Below are 21,111 nucleotides of genomic sequence, written 5' to 3'. Positions count from 1 at the left end.
CAGGCGGGGTTTTTTAATGGCGCTACGTCAGCTTACTTGCTGTTACAGTCTTTGCCCGCAATAAATTTCGCGTCTTTGTCCGCCACCAGCGTTTTCACCATCTCTCCGCTATCCGGGTTTGGCTCCAGCGTAAAGTGACCGTCCACCGTCAGCAATACCGGCTTGCTGTCATTGCCGCGCGCCACAGCGTAATCGCGTTCAAGCTGGGCATTGTTTGCCACGCTAACCTTCTTGCCGGTTGCGCAGTCGGTAAAGATCGCCGCATCCGCCATATAGAAGTACATCCCCCGCATTGCCATCGGCGTTGCAGGCAGGGCCGCTTTCACCGGCGCCAGCGTGTAGTTTAACTGGGATTGAATAGGGTTACCTTCGCGGTCGAGCATCTCCATGCTGTCACCTTTAGGACGGAACCAGGTTTTCTCACCGGTGGTATCGGTCAGGACCAGCTTCTCCGCCGTACGCGCCCATGTTCCATAAGTCGCAAAAGAAGAAGGCTCTTTCGCCCCCTGATAGCGCTGGTTCATTACCCAGGTGCCGTCTTTTTGCAGGAACAGGGACGTTTCAATGCCTTCACAGTCCGAGCAAGGCAATACGCCACGCCAGCTCTGCTGCATCGGTTTTAATTCTTCCGTTTGCGTGGGTTGTAAAACCTGCGTTTCGGAGCGGTTGTTACACCCGAAAAGCGCAAACAGCGTACTCACTGCCAGCGCTGACCATAATGCTTTTTTCACAATGAATTCCTTATGAAAAGTGTGTTCCCTTTCGTCACTCTGTCGGGCGACGAACTTTACCGCGTAGTGCTTTCACTGTGGATTTTTGGGCCTTCGAGGACAAACGACGCTCTTTCGATGCGCGGGTTGGCCGCGTTGCCCGGCGGCTTTTTTGTACTGCCGTTAACTCTTTGATGACCGCCACCAGCCTGGCTATCGCCGCTTCCCGGTTGAGCTCCTGGCTACGGTACTCCTGGGCTTTAATCACAATCACACCATCGCTGGTGATCAGGTGGTGGCTGGCGGCAAGCAGACTTTCTTTATAATACTCTGGCAGGCTTGAGGCCCGAATGTCAAAACGCAAATGGATAGCCGTCGACGCCTTGTTGACGTGCTGCCCACCGGCCCCCTGTGCACGGATGGCGGTGATCTCCAGCTCGTTGTCAGGAATGCTGACGCTTCGGGACAAGACGATCATGAGGCCGGTTGCCACGCCGTCAAATGAATTTCCAGATTATTCTGAGAATCAGAAAGCCAGATTGCACCGTCCTGAATCGTCGCCTGCAATACCATGGTCCGGCTGGCAAACTCGCTCAGCTGCGCCAGCTGCTCATCATCCAGATACCAGACCGTAAGATTTTTAAACTGTCCGCACTTGCTCTTGTTTTGCTGCCACCAGATCTCCGCAGCGCGCTGATTATACGCGAATAAGGCCACTTCAGCGGACTGGGTGCAGGCCTTCTTAATTCGGCGCTCGTCCGGCAGTCCGAGTTCGATCCACAAATCGATACCCAGATGATCGTTGCGCAGCCAGGCTTCAGGCTCGTCTTCTGCGCTTAACCCACGGGTAAACTGCAGACGCTCGTCGGCATACTTCATCCACGCCAGCAGGCGCAGCATCATACGCTCCTGGGTTTCGGAGGGGTGGCGTGCCAGCGTCAGCGAGGCGTCCAGGAACTGGTTGCGATCCAGATCGGCCACATTGACCACTGCTTTATAAATTGTCGCTTTCAGCGCCATGAGAGAACTCCATTCGAATCAGGCGCCCATTGTAGCGAAAACCGCGGCAAAAGGCTGTTACGGGGTAATAAATACACCGCTATCAAGGCGCTGATATTGCTTAAATGAGTATGGTATAGTCACCTTGCTAAACCGAGTTTATCTTCGTAGGCTTAATGATATCTCACAGTAAGTCAGTGCGCTGGCGGGAGGGGATGTGAATAATTATTGTGAGTTAATTCGCAAACGGTATGCGGAAATCGCCAGCGGAGATCTGGGGTATGTCCCGGACGCGTTGGGCTGTGTATTGAAAGTGCTTAATGAAGTGGCCTCTGATGAGAGCCTTTCGGAGTCGGTCAGGGAAAAAGCAGCGTATGCTGCGGCGAATTTACTGGTGAGCGATTATGTCGATGAATGATACTTATCAACCCATCAATTGTGATGACTATGACAACCTCGAACTCGCCTGCCAGCATCATTTATTACTGACGCTGGAGCTAAAAGATGGCGAAGTGTTGAAGGCGAAAGCCAACGATCTGGTTTCACGTAAGAACGTGGAATACCTGATAGTGGAAGATGCCGGTGCGACGCGTGAGCTGCGTCTGGATAAAATAGCCAGCTTCAGCCACCCGCAAATCGGCACCGTCGTGGTGAGCGAATCCTGATGACACTAACGGGCAGCCTGGCTGCCCGTTACGCTTTCTGCCACTCAAACCTGACCCCGTCTTCCGCCCATCCCGCTTCCGTGACGAAAACCCCTGCCGCAGCAATTAACGTTTCACCATAGAACAGCAGTGGCGTGGTGTCGCGCAGCCACGGCGGTACGTTGCACTCCTGCCATATTTTCTTCAGCTTCCGCCCCCCGTTGCGCCCGACGATGTGCAGCATGCCGCCAGCCTTAAAGCGCACGGTGACCGGTTCACCGGGCTCCGGCAGCCGCACATGACCAGACGGCAGGAGAGAGACGCGTCCTGCCTCACAGGGCAATACCAGCGGTGCGTCAGGTGAAAGCCAGTAGAGCACCACATCGGTCAGTGAGGGCGTGGATTTTATCCACCAGAGTTCCCCTTTATAGCGTCTTACGTCAAAACCGTTCAGGTGGACGCACGGGGAAGCATCATCCCGCGCCAGCGCGACTTCGTCCCAGATGCGGCTCAGCATCGCCCGCGACGGCATCGCAGCGTGATGACAGGCCAGCCAGCGTCGTATCAGTGCGGCGCGACGCACCGGACTCATCGCTGTCAGCGGTGCAATGGCCAGCGCTCCGTCTTTAGAAATCAGTTCAGCCAGCTCGTCGCTCAACAGCTCGTCCAGCAGCGATTCCTGTTCGGCGCACAGCATGGCGCTTCTTGCCGTCGCGTCGGCGAAATGCGGCCAGCGCTCGCTCAATAGCGGGAGGACGCGCAGACGTAGAAAGTTACGGTCATAGCCGTCATCCTGGTTGCTCTCATCTTCAATCCACCTCAGCTGATGTTCTCGCGCCCAGCCCTCAAGCGAGGCACGCGTCTCGCCAAGCAGCGGACGCAGTAACGTTGTGCCGGCAAATGCAGAACGCGCCGGCATGGCTGACAGCCCCGCCGGTCCGCTGCCCCGCTTAAGCGCCAGCAGAAAGGTTTCACACTGATCGTCCAGATGCTGGGCCGTGACCAGCGCTTCTCCAGGACGTAATGCCCCGGCAAACGCGGCATATCGGGCTTTACGCGCCTGCGCCTCGATGCCCAGCCCTTCCTCCGCAAGCGTGACGCGCTCGACGATGAGCGGGATCGCCCACGCCGCACACAAGGCTTCGCAGTGCGCCACCCACTCCTCCGCGTGAGGACTTAATCCGTGGTGAATATGCATCGCCCGAAGCTGGACGTCAGGCTCCCGGTCGCGCCAGCGTTTAAGACGATGGAGCAGAACGGTGGAATCCAGGCCACCGCTAAACCCCACCAGCAGCTGGCGGTACGGTGAAACGGCGTGTGCGATAGCGGGTAAGGTCATAGGGAATTACACATAAAAAATGCCCGAACTGAGCGGGCATTATCACACAGGACGAAGATTACTGCTGATAAAGCTCCAGCGGCAGGCCGTCCGGGTCGTTGAAAAAGGTAAAGCGCTTGTCGGTGAACGGATCGACGCGGATCGCTTCACACGTCACGCCGTGCGCTTCCAGATGTTTTACTGCGCTATCAAGATCATCGACGCTGAAGGCAAGATGGCGCAGGCCACAGGCCTCCGGACGAGACGGACGCGCAGGCGGAAAAGGGAAAGAGAACAGCTCAATCACATACTGCCCGTTTAACGCCAGATCGCCCTTCCAGGAGTCGCGCTCTTCACGGTAGGCCTCGCTCATGAGCGTAAAGCCCAGGATGTCGCAGTAGAAGGCCTTACTTTTCGCGTAATCGGTCGCAATGATCGCAATATGATGAACAGCTTTTAAACCCAGCATAGCTTCTCCTTTTTATGATGCCTGAACGTTACAACCGAAAACCCGCACCTTGCAAGCGGTCACCCTTATTTTAGGACTCGCACCCAGTAAACGCCGTTCTCATCGCGCTTCGCACCGTGAATATCCGTCTCAAAACCGGGATAGTGACGCCCTACTGAACAGAGCATCAGCAGGAAATCGAGCACGGCCCGACTATCCTCGGTAATCATCTCTCCTGGCATCAGGAGCGGAACGCCCGGCGGGTAAGGCAGGATCATATTGGCCGATACGCGCCCAACCAGATTTTCCAGCTCGACGGTTTCGACCTCCCCTTTCACCTGGCGCTGCCAAGCCTTGTGCGGGGTTAATTTCATCTCAGGTAACACATCGAACGCCTGAAGCATCAGACGCGGCAGATCGTGCTGGCGGATCAATCTGTGGATCCCCTGGGCCAGATCCTGAATACGCATATTGCGATAGAAGTCAGGATCTTCCGCGTAGAGATCCGGCAGCATGTTCTTCACCCGCAGGTTAAGATCGTAGGCGCGCTTAAACTCCATCAGACCGCGCAACAACCCCATCGCCCGCGTTTTATCAATACCAATACTGAACAGGAACAGCAGGTTATAGGGGCCGGTTTTTTCCACCACCACGCCACGTTCATCAAGGAATTTCGCCACCAGCGCGGCCGGAATACCTTCTTCACTCATCTTGCCCTGCTCATCCATGCCCGGTGTCAGGATCGTCACTTTTACCGGGTCGAGGAACATATGGTCGCTATCTGCATCCCGGAAGCCATGCCAGTCTTCGCCGGGCGAGACGGGCCAGCACTCCGCCTCATCAATCTCTTCCGGCTGCCAGATATCAAAGAACCAGCCGTCGGCTTCATCTTTCAGCCGCTGAACCTCTTTGCGGAAATGCAGCGCGCGCTCCACCGAACGGTTGATGAGACGTTTGCCCGGGTTGCCGCGCAGCATCGCCGCGGCCGTTTCAATGGAGGCCACCAGCGGATAGCTCGGTGAGGTGGTAGTGTGCATCATAAAGGCTTCGTTGAACGTGTCTTCGTCGTACTCACCTTTGATGTGGATAAGCGAAGCCTGGGAAAATGCTGCCAGCATTTTGTGCGTCGACTGCGTTTCGAAGAATACTTTACCCGGCACGCGTTCACCGCTCATGCCGCTTTTACCCGCGTATATCGGGTGGAAGTTGGTGTATGGCACCCATGCGGAATCGAAGTGGATCGACGGCACGTCCAGCGCCTTTTTGATCCAGTCTGTATTGTACAGCAGACCGTCATAGGTCGAGTTGGTGATCACCGCATGGACAGGCCAGTTCGCGCCTGGCACTGACGCGACCTTGCTTTCAATGGCTTCATGCGTGAACTCCCGGCGCGGAATGCCGCCAAGGATACCGAGCGCGTTACGCGTGGGTGACAGCCAGAGCGGTACGACGTCGCTCATCATCAGCAGGTGCGCCAGCGATTTATGGCAGTTACGGTCAATCAGCAGGGTGCTGCCCGCCGGCGCGGCGTACATACCGACGATTTTGTTCGAAGTCGAGGTGCCGTTGGTCACCATATAGCTCTGCTCTGCACCAAAGGTGCGGGCGATATACTCTTCGGCTTCCAGATGCGGGCCGGTGTGATCCAGCAGAGAGCCTAATTCGGTGACTGAAATCGACACGTCCGCTTTCAGCGTGTTGCCACCAAAGAAATCATAGAACAGGCAGCCCACCGGGCTTTTTTGATAAGCCGTACCCGCCATATGACCCGGCGTACAGAAGGTATATTTCCCCTCCTTTACGTAGGTGAAAAGCGCCCGGGTAAACGGTGGCGTAATGTTATCGAGATATTCATTCGTGTATTGTTGAATGCGGGTCGCAATATCGTCCGCCACGCCGAGGGAATATTCAAAGAACCACAGCGCCATACGCATATCATTGGCGCTGACGTCCATGGTGGAGTGGGTATTAATAAACGCATACAGCGGGAGGTATTCGTTCAGCTTGTTGATGTCGCTGCACAGTTCGAGATCATATTCATCCCAGTCGAAGATCACGCCGCAGATACGCGGGTTATGCTCGATGAACTTCAGCAGGTCGGCGCTGTTGTGCGGCCAGATTAGCTGATACCCGCGCGACTGCAGGGATTGCTCCAGCTCCTTAATCGGCTCATCTTTATAAAAGACGCCGTGCGGCCCCATAATGGCAATGATATTCATGGGCTTCCTCCTTAAAAAACATTAGCTAAGCATAGTCCGGCTAAACCGCAGGTATAAAAAAAGCCGCAACAGTGTGCGGCTTTTCAGATAATTGTGAAGCTTACGCGTAACCGTAGGTCATCAGACGCTGGTAACGGCGGTTGAGCAGATCCTCTTTGCTCAGCACGTCCAGATCCGCCAGGTCAGCCAGCAGCTGCGCTTTCAGAGAAGCCGCCATCACTTCCGGCTTACGATGTGCACCACCCAGCGGTTCCGGGATGATGGAATCGATCAGCTTAAGCTCTTTCAGGCGTGGCGCAATGATGCCCATTGCTTCTGCAGCCAGCGGCGCTTTGTCGGCGCTTTTCCACAGAATGGACGCGCAGCCTTCCGGGGAGATAACGGAATAGGTGCTGTACTGCAGCATATTCACTTTATCGCCCACGCCAATCGCCAGCGCACCGCCGGAACCACCCTCGCCGATAACGGTACAGATGACCGGCACCTTCAGACGAGACATCTCGCGCAGGTTGCGCGCGATGGCTTCAGACTGACCGCGCTCTTCCGCGCCCACGCCAGGGTATGCACCCGGGGTATCGATGAAGGTGATGATTGGCATGTTGAAACGCTCAGCCATCTCCATCAGACGCAGGGCTTTGCGGTAGCCTTCTGGTGCTGGCATACCAAAGTTACGACGGATTTTCTCTTTGGTTTCACGGCCTTTCTGATGACCAATGATCATCACCGGGCGTCCGTCCAGACGCGCGATACCGCCAACGATAGCTTTATCGTCAGCGTATGCGCGATCGCCTGCCAGTTCGTCAAATTCGTCAAACGCCAGGCGGACATAATCCAGGGTGTACGGACGCTGTGGATGGCGAGCCAGCTGGGCCACCTGCCATGCGCCGAGATCGGCAAAGATTTTGCGCGTCAGCTCTACGCTTTTCTCGCGCAGACGATGCACTTCTTCGTCGATGTTAATATCCAGTTTTTCATCCTGACGGCTTACCGCTGTCAGAGAATCGATTTTCGCTTCCAGCTCAGCAATCGGCTGTTCGAAATCAAGGAAATTCAGACTCATAGTATTCCTGTATTAGTCAAACTCCAGTTCCACCTGCTCCGAACCAATGAGGCCACGGAGATCGTTCAGTAAACGATCGCTCGGAGAGACACGCCACGTTGCACCAAAGCGCAACCGCGCACGTGCATCCGCCCTCTGATAGTAGAGATGTACTGGAATTGTCCCCGAGCGGTGGGGTTCCAGAGACTGACGGAGTCGGTTTAAAAGCTGGTCATCAATTTGCCTGTCCGTCAGCGAGATAGCAAGCCCGCGAGCATATTTTTCCCGGGCTTCGTCAATGTCCATCACTTCGCGGGCGGTCATTTTAAGCCCCCCACTGAAGTCATCAAAGCTGACCTGTCCGCTGACGATAAGTATGCGGTCTTTTTCCAGCAATTGCTGGTATTTATCCAGCGCGTCGGTGAACAACATCACCTCCAGACGCCCGGAACGGTCATCCAACGTACAGATGCCGATACGATTGCCGCGCTTGGTGACCATAACCCTTGCAGCAATCACGAGCCCCGCAGCCGTGGTGATTTTACCACGTTCTGTCGGATGCATGTCTTTAAGCCTGTGGCCGCCGACATAGCGCTCAATTTCTTTGATGTACTGGTTGATCGGGTGCCCCGTCAGGTACAAGCCTAACGTCTCACGCTCCCCATCCAGTACCACCTGTTCAGGCCACGGCTGGCAGTTGGAGTAAGATTGCTCGATCTGCTCCGGCTCTTCCGCCAGCACCCCGAACATATCCGCCTGACCAATGGCTTCCGCTTTTGCATGCTGATCCGCCGCTTTCAGCGCATCGCCGAGGGAATTCATCAGCGCGGCGCGGTGCGGCCCCAGCCGGTCAAACGCGCCGGACATGATCAGTTTTTCCAGCACGCGACGGTTCAGTTTTTTGGTATCGGTGCGGGCGCAAAGATCGAACAGCTCGCGGAAATACCCGCCGTTGTTACGCGCTTCGATGATCGCCTCGATCGGACCTTCACCCACGCCTTTGATCGCGCCGATCCCGTAAACGATCTCCCCGTCGTCATTGACGTGGAAGTGGTAGAGCCCTGAGTTAATGTCCGGCGGCAGGATCTTAAGCCCCATGCGCCAGCACTCGTCCACCAGGCCCACCACCTTCTCGGTGTTATCCATATCGGCCGTCATTACCGCCGCCATAAATTCAGCAGGATAGTGCGCTTTCAGCCACAGCGTTTGGTACGACACCAAAGCATAGGCGGCGGAGTGGGATTTGTTAAATCCGTACCCGGCGAATTTCTCAACCAGGTCAAAGATCTTAATCGCCAGTTCACCATCAACGCCGTTTTTTCTCGCGCCTTCTTCGAAAGTGCCTCGCTGCTTGGCCATCTCTTCCGGCTTTTTCTTACCCATCGCACGACGCAGCATGTCCGCGCCGCCGAGGGTATAGCCGGAAAGCACCTGGGCGATCTGCATAACCTGTTCCTGGTACAGGATGATGCCGTAGGTGGGCTCCAGCACCGGCTTCAGGCTTTCATGCTGCCACTGAACGTCCGGGTAGGAAATCTCTTCGCGCCCGTGCTTACGGTCGATAAAGTTATCTACCATCCCTGACTGTAGCGGGCCCGGACGGAACAGGGCTACCAGCGCGATCATATCTTCGAAGCAGTCGGGCTGCAGGCGCTTAATCAGATCTTTCATGCCGCGCGATTCCAGCTGGAAGACGGCGGTGGTCTCCGAGCGCTGGAGCATGTCGAAACTTTTCTTGTCATCCAGCGGGATGGCCGCGATATCCAACGGCGGCTCGCCGTTCTTCTCGCGGCGGGCGTTGATCATCTCCAGCGCCCAGTTAATGATGGTCAACGTACGCAGACCAAGGAAGTCGAACTTCACCAGCCCGGCGTATTCTACGTCGTTCTTATCGAACTGGGTAACCGGGTGCTGACCCGCTTCGTCGCAGTAGAGCGGCGCAAAGTCGGTAATTTTGGTCGGGGCGATAACTACGCCCCCCGCATGCTTACCGGCGTTACGCGTGACGCCTTCCAGCTTGCGCGCCATGTCGATCAGCGCTTTGACTTCTTCGTCCGCTTCGTAGATTTCCGGCAGCTGTGGTTCAGCCTCAAAGGCTTTTGCCAGCGTCATGCCCGGATCGGGCGGTACCAGTTTAGAGATGCGATCGACAAACCCGTACGGGTGGCCCAGCACGCGGCCGACGTCACGGATAACCGCTTTCGCCGCCATCGTACCGAACGTAATAATCTGCGATACCGCATCACGGCCGTACATATCGGCGACGTGCTCGATCACCTGGTCACGTTTCTCCATGCAGAAGTCGACGTCAAAGTCGGGCATGGAAACACGTTCCGGGTTGAGGAAACGTTCGAACAGCAGGTCGAATTCCAGCGGATCGAGGTCGGTAATTTTAAGCGCATAGGCCACAAGCGACCCAGCACCGGAGCCTCGGCCCGGTCCGACCGGTACGCCGTTATCCTTCGACCACTGGATAAACTCCATGACGATCAGGAAGTAGCCCGGGAAGCCCATCTGGTTGATCACCTGGAGTTCAATGTCCAGGCGTTCATCGTACGGCGGCCGCTTCTCTTTGCGAACGGCCTCATCCGGGAACAGGAACTCCAGACGCTCTTCCAGACCTTCTTTTGATTTTGCGACCAGGAAATCTTCCGTGGTCATGTCTCCTGTCGGGAACTGCGGCAGGAAATACTCGCCAAGGCGGACGGTAACGTTACAGCGCTTTGCAATCTCTACGCTGTTTTCCAGCGCTTCCGGGATATCGGAGAAGAGCTCACACATCTCCTCTTCGCTGCGCATGTACTGCTGCGATGAGTAGTTGCGCGGTCGTTTAGGATCGTCCAGCGTGAAGCCATCGTGGATCGCCACGCGAATTTCGTGCGCGTCAAAATCCCCCGGCTCAAGGAACCGCACGTCGTTGGTAGCCACCACGGGCAACCCACGCTCTTCTGCAAGTGCCACAGCGGCATGAAGATAGTTCTCTTCGTCCTGACGGCCGGTGCGGATCAGCTCCAGATAATAACGATCCGGGAAATACTCTTCATAGAACGAGAGGCATTGATCCACCAGCGCGCTATTACCGCGCAGCAGGCATTTGCCGACATCGCCCATACGGCCGCCGGAGATCAGCAGCAGCCCTTCGTTCAGCTCAGCCAGCCAGTCACGGTCGATCCACGGCCCCAGCGCACCGTATCCACGCTGGTAGGCTTTTGAGATAAGCAGAGTGAGGTTTTGATAGCCCGTGTTGTTCATCGCCAGCACGGAGATTTGCGTCATTTCATCGCCGATGAGATCGCTCTGCACATGAAAATCTGCGCCAACGATAGGCTTCATCCCCGCGCCATGCGCCGTTCCGTAGAACTTCACCAGGCCACACAGGTTGGTAAAATCGGTGATCGCCAGCGCGGGCATGCCAAGGGAGGCCGCCTTTTTTACCAGCGGCCCGGTCTTCGCCAGCCCATCGATCATGGAGTAGTCGCTATGCACCCGCAGGTGTACGAAACGTGGTTCAGCCATCTTCAGATTCCGCGTTACTTAATTGCTTGCGTATTGATTCAGGACACCCGTCCCAGGGCGCGTTTCACCGGGCCAAAGCTGCGACGGTGGTGTTCGGTTGCGCCATGTTCAGCCAGCCTTTCCAGATGGAAAGGTGTGGGATACCCCTTATGCTGGGCGAAACCATACTGAGGGTAAGTGAGGTCCAGCGCGGCCATTTCAGCGTCGCGCGTCACTTTGGCAATAATAGAAGCTGCGCTGATTTCTGCGACCCGGCTATCGCCTTTGACGACCGCCATTGAAGGCATGGGTAGTGCCGGACAGCGGTTGCCGTCAATCAGGACATATTCCGGGGAAATGTTAAGACCCGCTACCGCACGCTGCATCGCCAGCATCGTGGCATGCAAAATATTCAGTTCGTCTATTTCATGCGGTTCAGCGCGCCCCAGGCTCCAGGCCAGCGCCTTCTCCTGAATCTCACTAAACAGCGCCAGCCGGCGCTTTTCAGACAATTTTTTTGAGTCGTTCAGCCCGATAATCGGGCGAGCCGGATCGAGGATCACCGCGGCGGTCACCACGGCCCCCACTAGCGGACCACGACCCACTTCGTCCACGCCCGCCACAAGGCGAGTGTGAGGATAAACAAATTCCATCATTTTGCTAGCTCCAGCACCGCATCAGCCGCTTGCTCATCAGCATTACAGCGGATCAGTTGATGCAGTTCGCGGAAGGTGTCGTGCATCTGGTGGCTGGTCTTGCCGTTTGCCAGCAGCGGCAGCAGTGCATCGGCAAGCGCCTGCGGCTGACACTCATCCTGCAACAGCTCTTTCACCAGCTCGCGACCGGCAAGCAGGTTTGGCAGGGAGACATAATCCGTTTTCACCAGACGTTTTGCCAGCCAGAAGGTGAACGGCTTCATGCGGTAACCGACCACCATCGGGCATTTCGCCAGCATACATTCCAGCGCCGCCGTGCCGGAGGCCAACAGCGCGGCATCGCTCGCATACATCGCTTCTCGCCCTTTCCCGTCCAGAAGACGGACGTGGAGATCCGGGGCGACTTCCGCTTTGATGCGCTCAAACTGCTCGCGGCGTTTGGCATTCACCAGCGGAACAACCACTTCAAGGTCGGGATAGCTCTGGCGAAGAATTTGCGCTGTTTTGAGGAAATCGGCGCTCAGCATCTCCACTTCTGCACCACGGCTGCCAGGCAGCAGTGCCAGACAGTGCACATCATGGGGGATGCCCAGCACGTCGCGCGCCGCGTTTTTATCCGGATCCAATGGCATCGCATCCGCCATGGTATGACCGATAAAACGGCACGGAACATTAAATCTGTCGTAAAACGCTTTTTCGAAAGGCAGAAAAGCCAGCACCAGGTTGGTGGACCGTCCAATTTTGAAAACGCGTTTCTGTCGCCACGCCCAGACGGACGGACTGACGTAGTGAATGGTTTTTATGCCCTGCTTTTTCAGATTCCCTTCGAGGGTAATGTTGAAATCAGGTGCATCGATACCGACAAACACATCGGGTTTGAGTTCGGTAAAACGGCGGGTGAGATCGGCACGAATGTGCAGCAAACGGCGGAGCCGTCCCAGCACCTCAACGATGCCCATCACGGCCAGCTCTTCCATTTCATACCAGGCTTCACAGCCTTCGGCCTGCATCAGCGGGCCAGCAACGCCGACAAAGCGAGCGTTGGGTACACGCGCCTTAAGCGCGCGGATGAGACCTGCACCAAGAATATCGCCGGAGGTTTCTCCGGCGACCAGGGCTATCGTAAGCGGACGACTGTCGACCATTAACGAATCAGACCCCTTGTTGAACGGTCAAAGAATTCCATGAACGCGTTCACTTCCGGGTGCTTATTCGCCAGCTCGGCAATTTCCGGCTTCGCCTCTTCCAGCGTTTTACCGCTACGGTACAGCAGTTTGTACGCGTTGCGAATGGCAGTAATCGCTTCGCGGCTAAAACCACGACGCTTGAGGCCTTCGATGTTCACGCCAAACGGCGTGGCATGGTTGCCCTGCGCAATCACATACGGTGGGACGTCCTGCGCCACACCGGAGCAGCCGCCAACCATCACGTGTGCACCAATGATGCAGAACTGATGGACTGCGGTCATGCCGCCAATAATTGCGAAGTCATCAACCGATACGTGTCCTGCCAGCGTTGCGTTGTTGGCAAGAATACAGCGGTCACCCACGGTACAGTCGTGCGCGATATGCGCATTAACCATAAACAGGTTATCGCTGCCCACCTTCGTCAACCCACCACCCTGTACTGTTCCACGATGAATGGTGACGCTTTCGCGAATACGGTTACGATCGCCAATTTCCAGACGGGTCGACTCACCAGCATATTTCAGATCCTGGTTAACTTCGCCGATGGAGGCGAACTGATAGATCTCGTTATTGCAGCCAATGGTCGTATGACCATTCACGACAACGTGAGATTTCAGTACTGTACCCTCACCAATTTCGACATGGGGTCCAACAATACAAAACGGGCCAATGTGGACGTTAGCACCAATGATGGCACCGGTTTCCACAATCGCGGTAGGATGAATAAAGGCGGATTTATCAATCACGTATCAGGACTCCCGGCTACGAGCACACATCATCGTCGCTTCGCAAACAACTTTGCCGTCAACCAGTGCTACGCCTTTGAAGCGAGTCAGGCCACGACGCGTTTTTTCAAAAGTGACTTCCATGATCATCTGATCACCAGGCACGACAGGGCGCTTAAAGCGCGCTTCATCAATACCCGCGAAGTAATACAGCTCACCTGGCTCCAGTTTACCGACGCTTTTAAACGCCAGAATACCGGTAGCCTGAGCCATCGCTTCCAGAATCAACACACCCGGGAAGATAGGCTTACCAGGGAAGTGCCCCTGGAAGAACGGCTCGTTCACGGAAACATTTTTCACTGCGCGCAGAAAACGACCTTCTTCAAAATCCAGCACGCGGTCTACCAGCAGAAACGGGTAGCGGTGCGGCAGAAGTTCTAAAATCTCTTCAATATGCAGAGTATGAGTGTCAGTAGTCAAAATACTCTTCCTGTCAAAATGTACTGATAACAATAATAACACGGCCTGCCGGTTTATTAGAAAGCCGACAGGCCGGGAAAAATAGCGTTAAACGGATGACGCTTAGTCTTGTTGATCGATCTTACGCTCAAGAGACTTGAGGCGCTTGCTCATATCATCAATGTTCATCACCAGAGCTGCTGTTTTACGCCATACCTTGTTGGGCTGTAGCGGAATGCCAGAGGAATAAACGCCAGGTTCAGTGATAGGACGCATTACCATGCCCATTCCCGTCACGGTCACCTTGTCGCAGATTTCCATATGGCCATTAATCACGCTCGCACCGCCAATCATGCAATAACGGCCAATTTTCAGGCTGCCCGCCATGATGACGCCACCCGCAACCGCGGTATTGTCGCCAATCACAACGTTATGCGCAATCTGGCACTGGTTATCGATGATAACACCATTGCCAATGATCGTGTCGTCAAGCGCGCCACGGTCAATGGTGGTACAGGCGCCGATCTCCACGCGATCGCCAATAATAACGCGACCAAGCTGTGGGATCTTCACCCAGTTACCGCGATCGTTAGCGTAACCAAAGCCATCAGAACCAATCACGGTGCTGGACTGGACGAGGCAGTTTTCGCCAATTTCAACGTCATGATAAACGGACACATTGGCCCACAAACGGGTCCCTGCGCCGATTTTCGTATTTTTCCCAACGAAGCAGCCTGGGCCAATGACGACGTTATCGCCCAGCACAACGCCGGATTCGATAACCGCATTCGCCCCAACGGCGACGTTGTTACCCAGCCTGGCCGTCGCATCAATCGCTGCGCTGGCAGCAATGTTCTGGGCCGGTTGCGGCGTGGTATCAAGAATTTGAGCCATGCGTGCATACGTCAGGTAGGGGTTTTTCACTACCAGCGCGCTTACAGTGGCAAATGGAAGATCGTCCTGCGTCAGTACAACAGCTGACGCCTGGCATTGAGCCAGTTGCTCACGGTACTTAGGGCTTACCATGAAGGTAATCGTGCCAGCTTTAGCAGATTGCATGGACGCAACAGCGGTGATGACGATATCGCCATCACCGTGTAATTCTGCATCCAACTGCTGAGCTAAATCAGCCAGTCGAATTGAAGGCATTACTTATTTAACCTGTTTCAGAACATCAGCAGTGATGTCTTTAACATCTTTGCTGTTGAAAGCGACGGCGTTCGCATCAACAACCAGATCGATGCTCTGATCGGCAGCCACTGCTTTAACAGCGGTCTGAATGCGAGTCACCAGCTTGCCGCGTTCTTCGTTAGAACGACGCTGACGATCCTGCTCGAAAGCCTGCGCTTTCTGAGAGAACGCCTGGCGCTGAGCCATTACGTCTTTTTCCAGCTTGCTGCGGTCGCTTGCCTTCATGGTAGAACCATCACGCTGCAGACGCTGCATTTTGGACTGAAGATCGTTTTCCATACCCTGCAGTTCGCTTGCACGGCCTTTGAATTCGTTTTCCAGAGTCGCAGAAACACCTGTTTTCTGTGCAACCTGCTGGAACAAATTACCCATGTTGACGATTGCAATTTTGTCTGCTGCCTGAGCAGAAGTTGCCATCGCTAAACCGAGACCTGCAGCTAATAACCACTTTTTCACAATTAACTCCTTACCATCCCATTGGCACCAGAAGGTACCGTTCTTTGCGTGGCAAGGCGACCGTGTTACCGATCGCCAGTTGTCAGCGCTACACTGCCAACGCATTCCTTTGCAGCGGATTATTACCAGGTTTTACCAATGTTAAACTGGAATTGCTCCGACTTATCTCCATCATATTTCTTAAACGGCTGGGCGTAAGAGAAGACCAACGGTCCCAGCGGTGACATCCATTGTAATGCGATACCGGCAGACATGCGAATATTGCTCGGATCGCTGTAGTCAGGAATGCCTTCTGCGCGCATCTGGGCAGTATTCTGCCAGTTGGTATCCCATACGGTACCGGCATCCCAGAAGAAGGACGTACGGACCGAGTTCGCATATTTATCGCTGATAAACGGCGTTGGCGTGATGAACTCCAGGCTGGCAACGGCCATGGCGTTACCGCCCACCGCATCATTAGAGCTACAGACTTCCGAAGAGGAAGACTTATCACAGTTATCTTTGTCGTTCCCGCCGTAGTAAACCGCTTTCGGACCAATGTTGTTGGACTGGAAGCCACGAACGGTACTGGAACCACCGGCATAGAAGTTTTCATAGAACGGCAGTTCTTTGCCGCCTAAACCGTCGCCGTAGCCCCAGCGGGTACGACCCAGAACCACCCACTTATGATCGTCATCGATCGGGAAGTAGGACGCGGTATCCAGCGTGACCTTATAGAACTCGTTATCGGAGCCCGGCACGGTCACTTTACCGTTCAGGTTGACGCGAGAACCTTCCGTTGGGAAGTAACCACGGTCAAGACGGTTGTAGGTCCAGCCGTAGTTAAAGGTGAAGTCATCCGCAGCGAAGCCATTGTCATGACCAGTTTTGCTGGTTGACTGACCAATGGAGTCCAGGTAACGCCACATCGCCACCTGCGGTTGCATATTGGACAGGTCGTTATGCACGTAACCTAAGCCCGCACGCAGGGTGTTGTATTCGTTAACCGGGAAGCCAAGCGTACCGTCCACACCGTAACTCTTGTTGGTGTAAGAAGACAGATCCGCATCGTCTGCTTTAAAGTCGTTATAGAAGATACGACCGCCCAGGCTCACACCGTCAACGGTGAAGTATGGGTTCGTTACAGAGAACTCAGAGTAGGTCTGGTAGTCGTTTTTGGTGCCGTTAATCCCGACAGAGTAACCCGTACCCAGCCAGTTATCCTGCTGCACGCCGACCTGGAAGCTGACGCCGCTCTCGGTACCGTAGCCCACACCGAAGTTGAAGCTACCGGTGTTGCGCTCTTTCACTTTATAAACGACATCAACCTGATCCGGGCTGCCCGGTACGCGCTGGGTATCGGTATCCACCGTTTCAAAATAGCCCAGACGGTTCAGACGCTCTTTACCCTGATCAACGAGGTCGCTACCCAACCATGCGCCTTCCATCTGACGCATTTCGCGACGCAGAACGGAATCTTTGGAGGTGTCGTTACCGACGAAGCGGATCTTACGCACGTAGAAACGGTTGCCCGCGTCAACATTCACGTGCAGCTTAACGGTTTTATCCGCGTCATTGATTTCAGGCTGAGTCTGTACGCGCGGATAGGCATAACCATAGCGGCCGAGCAGCTTCTTAATGCTGTCTTCCATTTTGGTTACCTTGGAACCGCTATACAGGTCGCCTGGCTGAATTTTGGTCAGCGATTCGATTTCAGCAGAATGCCCGGCCAGGTTACCACTCACCTCAACACCCGAAAGCTTGTACTGCTCGCCTTCAGTGATGTTGACCGTGATGTAGATCCCTTTCTTGTCCGGCGTCAGGCTTACCTGAGTCGAGTCGATGTTGAAACGCGCATAGCCACGATCGAGATAGTAGCTGCGCAGAGTTTCAAGGTCGCCCGCCAGTTTCTGTTTCTGGTATTTGCGATCGCCTACCACGTTCCACCATGGCACTTCATCGCGCAGCTGGAAGGTGGAGATCAGTTCGTCGGTGCTGAACGCGTGGTTGCCGACAATGTTGATCTGCTGGATCTTCGCAGAAACACCTTCCTGGAAGACCAGCTTCAGGTCAACACGGTTGCGCGGCAGCGGAGTGACAACCGCTTTCACGCTGGCACTGTATTTACCGACGCTGTAGTAGAAGTCTTCCAGACCTTTTTCAATATCTGAAAGGGTTGTGCGGTCCAGGGATTCCCCCACACGAACACCGGATGCTTCAAGGTTTTGCTTGAGCATGTCATCTTTCACCGACTTGTTACCGGAGAAAGTGATACTGGCGATCGTTGGACGTTCTTTTACCTGTACCAGCAGCGTATCACCATCGCGCAGGACGCGGACATCCTCAAAGTTGCCGGTGGCAAACAGAGCACGGATGGTGTTACTGATATCATCATCATTAACCGTATCGCCGGGGCGTACAGGCATACTGAGGAGGGCCGCACCAACGGCGACACGCTGGAGGCCTTCGAAATGAATGTCTTTCACTACGAACCCGTCAGCACCGTATACGGTGGCGCTGCTAAACAGCAGCGACGCTATGAGCAACTTTTTCATCGCCATCGTTATTATGCGTTCTTCCTAACACTCTCTTACAACCGAGAGAAATCATTGAAAAGTGCAAGCCCCATTAACAGCACCAGCAAAATCGAGCCAATGCGATAACTAAAGTCTTGAACTCGCTCGGATACCGGTCCGCCTTTTAGCTTTTCAATCGCTAAAAACAGCAGATGACCCCCGTCTAAAACGGGAAGCGGGAACAGGTTGATTATCCCAAGGTTCACGCTAATGAGCGCGAGGAACATGAGATAGTAAATCACCCCGAACTCCGCTGACATCCCAGCCCCCTGAGCAATTGAAATTGGCCCACTGAGGTTGTTCAGTTTCACATCACCGGTTATCAATTTCCCCAACATGTTGACCGTCAGCTTCATCAGTTGCCATGTTTTATCCGTGGCTTCAAGGATGGCGCTGAACGGCCCATACTGGCGTATTGTCTTGTACTCATCTGGCAGCGGGATCACTTTTGGCACAACGCCTGCAAACCCTTCTGCCTTTTTGCCGACCGACTTCGTGTCCGGGATCAGCGTCAGCGAAAGCGGACTGCCTTGCCTTTCAACTTCCAGCGCGAGAGACGTTCCCGGATTATCGCGCACCAGAGTAACAAAGGTCATCCACTCTGTTAATGGTTGACCATCGACTTTAACGATCCTGTCGCCCGCTTGCAAACCCGCTTTGCTCGCCGCCGAATTTGCCTGTACTTCGGCTAATACCGGCTCGATCTGCGCACCGCGTGGACGAATACCCAGCGCAGCGACGGGATCTTCTTTGTCTGGCTCGAAACGCCAGTGACGTAAATCGAGCACTTTGTCCTGACGCGCATCGGAACCAAACGGCGATACGCTGATGGTGGTCTGCGGATCGCCAATTTTGGCAACCAGCTGCAGTCGCACGGCATCCCAATCAGGGGTTTCGATGCCATCAATCGCTTTAAGTTCCATCCCGGATGTAATTTGCGCACTCGCCGCGATGGAGTTGGGAGCAATTTCCCCCACCACCGGACGCACGCCCGGGACGCCGATGATAAACACCAGCCAGTAAGCGAAAATCGCAAAGATGAAGTTGGCTACCGGTCCGGCAGCAATGATGGCGGCGCGTTGTCCAACGGTTTTATTGTTGAAAGCGCTGTGTCGCAGCTCAGGTGCGACAGGCTCGACGCGTTCGTCGAGCATTTTGACGTAGCCGCCCAGCGGGATAAGGGCGATGACAAATTCCGTGCCGTGGCGGTCGGTGCGCGTCCAGAGTGATTTGCCAAAACCGATGGAAAACCGCTCTACGCGCACGCCACAGCGGCGAGCAACCCAGAAATGGCCAAATTCATGCACGGTAATCAGTACACCCAGTGCAACAATGAACGCCGCCAGATTCCAGAGAATGCTCAGCATAAAACCTTCCGTTAAATCGTCCCGAATACCAGTAAAAGCAAACATGCAAACACTGGAACAGCCGCTGTCAGGCTATCAATGCGATCCAGTATACCGCCATGCCCTGGAATCAGGTGTCCGCTGTCCTTAATCCCTGCTTCACGCTTAAACATACTTTCGGTTAAATCACCGAGCACGGAGGCAAGCGCAGCAAAAATCGAGCACACCAGCAGTATTGACGGTGCCACTTCAAGATTCGCCCAGACGCCGTAGCCCCAGGAGATGATCGCTGCCGTAAACAGGCCGCCGATGAATCCTTGCCAGGTTTTACCCGGGGAGACCTTCGGTGCCAGCTTATGTTTGCCAAACAGTTTACCAAACATATAGGCCCCGGAGTCAGCCCCCCAGACCAGAATCATCACATAAAGCAGCCAGATCGCACCGCTGTAGTGGTTTTCGTCGTAGTGCCAGGCGCGCAGCGCAACCATACCCCAGAAAAAAGGAATAATGGTGAGCAAACCAAAAATCAGTCGTAGCACTTTTGAATTACGCCATAATGCCGCGGAACCTGGATAAAAAAGGACCAGCAACAGCGCGGCAACCCACCAGACCAACGATATCCACAAGGAGCCGGCAACCAGGGGCTGATGAATATCATGGTGATATTCAGGCAACGTAAACAGCATTATGGCCAGGATAAAGCCACAAAGTACCGCGAGCCATACCCGCTGAGTGCGCGAGGTAAAGCCGCTAAACTGTCCCCATTCCCACGCGGCGAGCATGCACACCACCAGCGTGACAATAGCGAATCCCACCGGGGGCAGTAAAAACAGCGCCGCAATGACAATGGGTATTAATACAAAAGCGGAAATCAGGCGATACTTCAGCAAAAGCTACCCCCATCAGGCTTTGTCGCCACCAGGCTCGGTGCCGCCGAAACGACGCTCTCGATTGGCAAAGGCATGCAGCGCACCTTCAAAGTCTTGTTCATCAAAATCGGGCCAAAGAACATCCGTAAAGTAAAGTTCGGCATAGGCAATTTGCCATATCAAAAAGTTACTTATGCGATGTTCCCCCCCTGTCCTAATTACCAAATCCACAGGCGCCTGTTCATTCATGCAGATTTGCTTGCTCAGCGCCTCTTCATCAATTTGGTCGGGTCTCAACAGCCCTTCCTGAACCTGTTCGGCCAGATGCCGAACGCCCTGGATAATATCCCAGCGTCCGCCGTAATTCGCCGCAATATTCAGCGTCAGACCGGTATTATTTTCCGTCAGCGCTTCTGCTTTACGAATCCGTTCCTGCAAACGTGAGTTAAAACGACTGGTATCGCCAATGATACGCAGGCGGACGTTGTGGCGGTGCAGGCTTTTTACTTCGCTGTCTAGCGCCCACACAAACAATTCCATCAACGCAGTCACTTCCTGCAGAGGTCGATTCCAGTTTTCACTGCTAAAAGCATAGAGCGTTAACGCATCAATGCCGTTGTTGGCGGCAAAAGAAACGGCGCGACGAACGGATTTCGCCCCCGCTTTATGCCCAAAGGCTCGTATCTTCCCTTGTCTTTTCGCCCAGCGGCCATTGCCATCCATAATGATTGCTACATGACGGCAGCCATGAGCTGGCAAATTTTCGCTTATTGGTTGATTCGCAGACAACATAAC

The 21,111-nt window shown here is 54.7% G+C and carries 20 protein-coding genes; 2 read left to right on the top strand and 18 right to left on the bottom strand.

Features of this window, described 5'->3' with window-relative positions:
- Window positions 1–32: 32 nt before the first annotated feature.
- Genes nlpE through GXP72_RS04195 form a run of 3 tightly spaced genes read right to left on the bottom strand, consistent with a single transcriptional unit; the run spans window position 33 to window position 1,730 of the window.
- Window positions 33–731, bottom strand: a complete 699-nt coding sequence (gene nlpE / locus GXP72_RS04205) for an envelope stress response activation lipoprotein NlpE (RefSeq protein ID WP_090418976.1) — start codon at window positions 729–731, stop codon at window positions 33–35.
- Between the two features lie 34 nt (window positions 732–765).
- Window positions 766–1,188 (bottom strand): alternative ribosome rescue aminoacyl-tRNA hydrolase ArfB, encoded by a 423-nt coding sequence (arfB, locus tag GXP72_RS04200; protein WP_024907534.1) that lies wholly within the window; start codon window positions 1,186–1,188, stop codon window positions 766–768.
- On the bottom strand, window positions 1,185–1,730 hold the full coding sequence (locus tag GXP72_RS04195) for a YaeQ family protein (RefSeq protein WP_061715939.1): 546 nt from the start codon (window positions 1,728–1,730) through the stop codon (window positions 1,185–1,187). The genes arfB and GXP72_RS04195 overlap by 4 nt, the downstream gene beginning before the upstream one ends.
- Before the next feature lie 196 nt (window positions 1,731–1,926).
- Between GXP72_RS04195 and GXP72_RS04190 the strand changes: the two genes are divergently transcribed.
- Window positions 1,927–2,127 (top strand): YaeP family protein, encoded by a 201-nt coding sequence (locus GXP72_RS04190; RefSeq protein WP_008501889.1) that lies wholly within the window; start codon window positions 1,927–1,929, stop codon window positions 2,125–2,127.
- Window positions 2,114–2,374 (top strand): Rho-binding antiterminator, encoded by a 261-nt coding sequence (gene rof, locus GXP72_RS04185; protein WP_024907532.1) that lies wholly within the window; start codon window positions 2,114–2,116, stop codon window positions 2,372–2,374. Before GXP72_RS04190 ends, rof begins: the two co-directional genes overlap by 14 nt.
- Window positions 2,375–2,402: 28 nt before the next feature.
- Here the strand turns inward: rof and tilS are convergent, their stop codons facing one another.
- The 15 genes from tilS to ispU all read right to left on the bottom strand — a co-directional run bounded on the left by tilS (window position 2,403) and on the right by ispU (window position 21,108).
- The gene (gene tilS / locus GXP72_RS04180) at window positions 2,403–3,692 is read right to left on the bottom strand and encodes a tRNA lysidine(34) synthetase TilS (RefSeq protein ID WP_090418979.1); all 1,290 of its coding nucleotides are present in this window, start codon (window positions 3,690–3,692) and stop codon (window positions 2,403–2,405) included.
- Window positions 3,693–3,750: 58 nt separating this feature from the next.
- The gene (locus GXP72_RS04175) at window positions 3,751–4,140 is read right to left on the bottom strand and encodes a VOC family protein (protein WP_023334583.1); all 390 of its coding nucleotides are present in this window, start codon (window positions 4,138–4,140) and stop codon (window positions 3,751–3,753) included.
- A 65-nt stretch (window positions 4,141–4,205) separates the two neighbouring features.
- Window positions 4,206–6,338, bottom strand: a complete 2,133-nt coding sequence (locus GXP72_RS04170) for a lysine decarboxylase LdcC (RefSeq protein WP_208763513.1) — start codon at window positions 6,336–6,338, stop codon at window positions 4,206–4,208.
- Window positions 6,339–6,438: 100 nt separating this feature from the next.
- Entirely contained in the window at window positions 6,439–7,398 is a 960-nt protein-coding gene (gene accA, locus GXP72_RS04165) for an acetyl-CoA carboxylase carboxyl transferase subunit alpha (RefSeq protein ID WP_008501895.1), read from the bottom strand.
- Between the two features lie 12 nt (window positions 7,399–7,410).
- Entirely contained in the window at window positions 7,411–10,893 is a 3,483-nt protein-coding gene (gene dnaE / locus GXP72_RS04160) for a DNA polymerase III subunit alpha (RefSeq protein WP_024907529.1), read from the bottom strand.
- A gap of 38 nt (window positions 10,894–10,931) precedes the next feature.
- On the bottom strand, window positions 10,932–11,528 hold the full coding sequence (gene rnhB / locus GXP72_RS04155; RefSeq protein ID WP_049123388.1) for a ribonuclease HII: 597 nt from the start codon (window positions 11,526–11,528) through the stop codon (window positions 10,932–10,934).
- Window positions 11,525–12,673 carry a lipid-A-disaccharide synthase gene (gene lpxB, locus GXP72_RS04150; protein WP_024907527.1) on the bottom strand — a complete coding sequence of 383 codons (1,149 nt, stop codon included), beginning with the start codon at window positions 12,671–12,673 and terminating at the stop codon, window positions 11,525–11,527. Before lpxB ends, rnhB begins: the two co-directional genes overlap by 4 nt.
- Entirely contained in the window at window positions 12,673–13,461 is a 789-nt protein-coding gene (gene lpxA / locus GXP72_RS04145; RefSeq protein WP_023310462.1) for an acyl-ACP--UDP-N-acetylglucosamine O-acyltransferase, read from the bottom strand. Before lpxA ends, lpxB begins: the two co-directional genes overlap by 1 nt.
- 3 nt (window positions 13,462–13,464) lie before the next feature.
- The gene (fabZ, locus tag GXP72_RS04140; RefSeq protein WP_010426706.1) at window positions 13,465–13,920 is read right to left on the bottom strand and encodes a 3-hydroxyacyl-ACP dehydratase FabZ; all 456 of its coding nucleotides are present in this window, start codon (window positions 13,918–13,920) and stop codon (window positions 13,465–13,467) included.
- Window positions 13,921–14,022: 102 nt separating this feature from the next.
- Entirely contained in the window at window positions 14,023–15,048 is a 1,026-nt protein-coding gene (gene lpxD, locus GXP72_RS04135; protein WP_032644136.1) for a UDP-3-O-(3-hydroxymyristoyl)glucosamine N-acyltransferase, read from the bottom strand.
- Window positions 15,049–15,051: 3 nt separating this feature from the next.
- The gene (skp, locus tag GXP72_RS04130; protein ID WP_008501902.1) at window positions 15,052–15,546 is read right to left on the bottom strand and encodes a molecular chaperone Skp; all 495 of its coding nucleotides are present in this window, start codon (window positions 15,544–15,546) and stop codon (window positions 15,052–15,054) included.
- 122 nt (window positions 15,547–15,668) lie between these two features.
- On the bottom strand, window positions 15,669–18,086 hold the full coding sequence (gene bamA, locus GXP72_RS04125; protein ID WP_024907525.1) for an outer membrane protein assembly factor BamA: 2,418 nt from the start codon (window positions 18,084–18,086) through the stop codon (window positions 15,669–15,671).
- Window positions 18,087–18,115: 29 nt separating this feature from the next.
- Window positions 18,116–19,468, bottom strand: coding sequence for a sigma E protease regulator RseP (gene rseP / locus GXP72_RS04120; protein WP_024907524.1), 1,353 nt, complete (start codon window positions 19,466–19,468; stop codon window positions 18,116–18,118).
- An 11-nt stretch (window positions 19,469–19,479) separates the two neighbouring features.
- On the bottom strand, window positions 19,480–20,337 hold the full coding sequence (cdsA, locus tag GXP72_RS04115) for a phosphatidate cytidylyltransferase (RefSeq protein WP_024907523.1): 858 nt from the start codon (window positions 20,335–20,337) through the stop codon (window positions 19,480–19,482).
- Window positions 20,338–20,349: 12 nt separating this feature from the next.
- A complete protein-coding gene (gene ispU, locus GXP72_RS04110; RefSeq protein WP_024907522.1) occupies window positions 20,350–21,108 on the bottom strand; it encodes a (2E,6E)-farnesyl-diphosphate-specific ditrans,polycis-undecaprenyl-diphosphate synthase in 759 nt (252 codons plus the stop codon).
- Window positions 21,109–21,111 lie beyond the last annotated feature (3 nt).

The sequence above is a fragment of the Enterobacter sp. SES19 genome (genome assembly GCF_011765665.1).
Lineage (GTDB): Bacteria > Pseudomonadota > Gammaproteobacteria > Enterobacterales > Enterobacteriaceae > Enterobacter > Enterobacter pseudoroggenkampii.
This window is presented reverse-complemented; position numbering and strand designations above follow the sequence as displayed.

What these genes read in the sequence shown, in the direction of transcription:
- arfB (WP_024907534.1), bottom strand. Translation starts at nt 1,188, where the DNA reads ATGATCGTCTTGTCCCGAAGCGTCAGCATTCCTGACAACGAGCTGGAG.
- GXP72_RS04195 (WP_061715939.1), bottom strand. Translation starts at nt 1,730, where the DNA reads ATGGCGCTGAAAGCGACAATTTATAAAGCAGTGGTCAATGTGGCCGAT.
- rof (WP_024907532.1), top strand. Translation starts at nt 2,114, where the DNA reads ATGTCGATGAATGATACTTATCAACCCATCAATTGTGATGACTATGAC.
- tilS (WP_090418979.1), bottom strand. Translation starts at nt 3,692, where the DNA reads ATGACCTTACCCGCTATCGCACACGCCGTTTCACCGTACCGCCAGCTG.
- GXP72_RS04175 (WP_023334583.1), bottom strand. Translation starts at nt 4,140, where the DNA reads ATGCTGGGTTTAAAAGCTGTTCATCATATTGCGATCATTGCGACCGAT.
- GXP72_RS04170 (WP_208763513.1), bottom strand. Translation starts at nt 6,338, where the DNA reads ATGAATATCATTGCCATTATGGGGCCGCACGGCGTCTTTTATAAAGAT.
- accA (WP_008501895.1), bottom strand. Translation starts at nt 7,398, where the DNA reads ATGAGTCTGAATTTCCTTGATTTCGAACAGCCGATTGCTGAGCTGGAA.
- dnaE (WP_024907529.1), bottom strand. Translation starts at nt 10,893, where the DNA reads ATGGCTGAACCACGTTTCGTACACCTGCGGGTGCATAGCGACTACTCC.
- rnhB (WP_049123388.1), bottom strand. Translation starts at nt 11,528, where the DNA reads ATGATGGAATTTGTTTATCCTCACACTCGCCTTGTGGCGGGCGTGGAC.
- lpxB (WP_024907527.1), bottom strand. Translation starts at nt 12,673, where the DNA reads ATGGTCGACAGTCGTCCGCTTACGATAGCCCTGGTCGCCGGAGAAACC.
- lpxD (WP_032644136.1), bottom strand. Translation starts at nt 15,048, where the DNA reads ATGCCTTCAATTCGACTGGCTGATTTAGCTCAGCAGTTGGATGCAGAA.
- bamA (WP_024907525.1), bottom strand. Translation starts at nt 18,086, where the DNA reads ATGGCGATGAAAAAGTTGCTCATAGCGTCGCTGCTGTTTAGCAGCGCC.
- rseP (WP_024907524.1), bottom strand. Translation starts at nt 19,468, where the DNA reads ATGCTGAGCATTCTCTGGAATCTGGCGGCGTTCATTGTTGCACTGGGT.
- ispU (WP_024907522.1), bottom strand. Translation starts at nt 21,108, where the DNA reads ATGTTGTCTGCGAATCAACCAATAAGCGAAAATTTGCCAGCTCATGGC.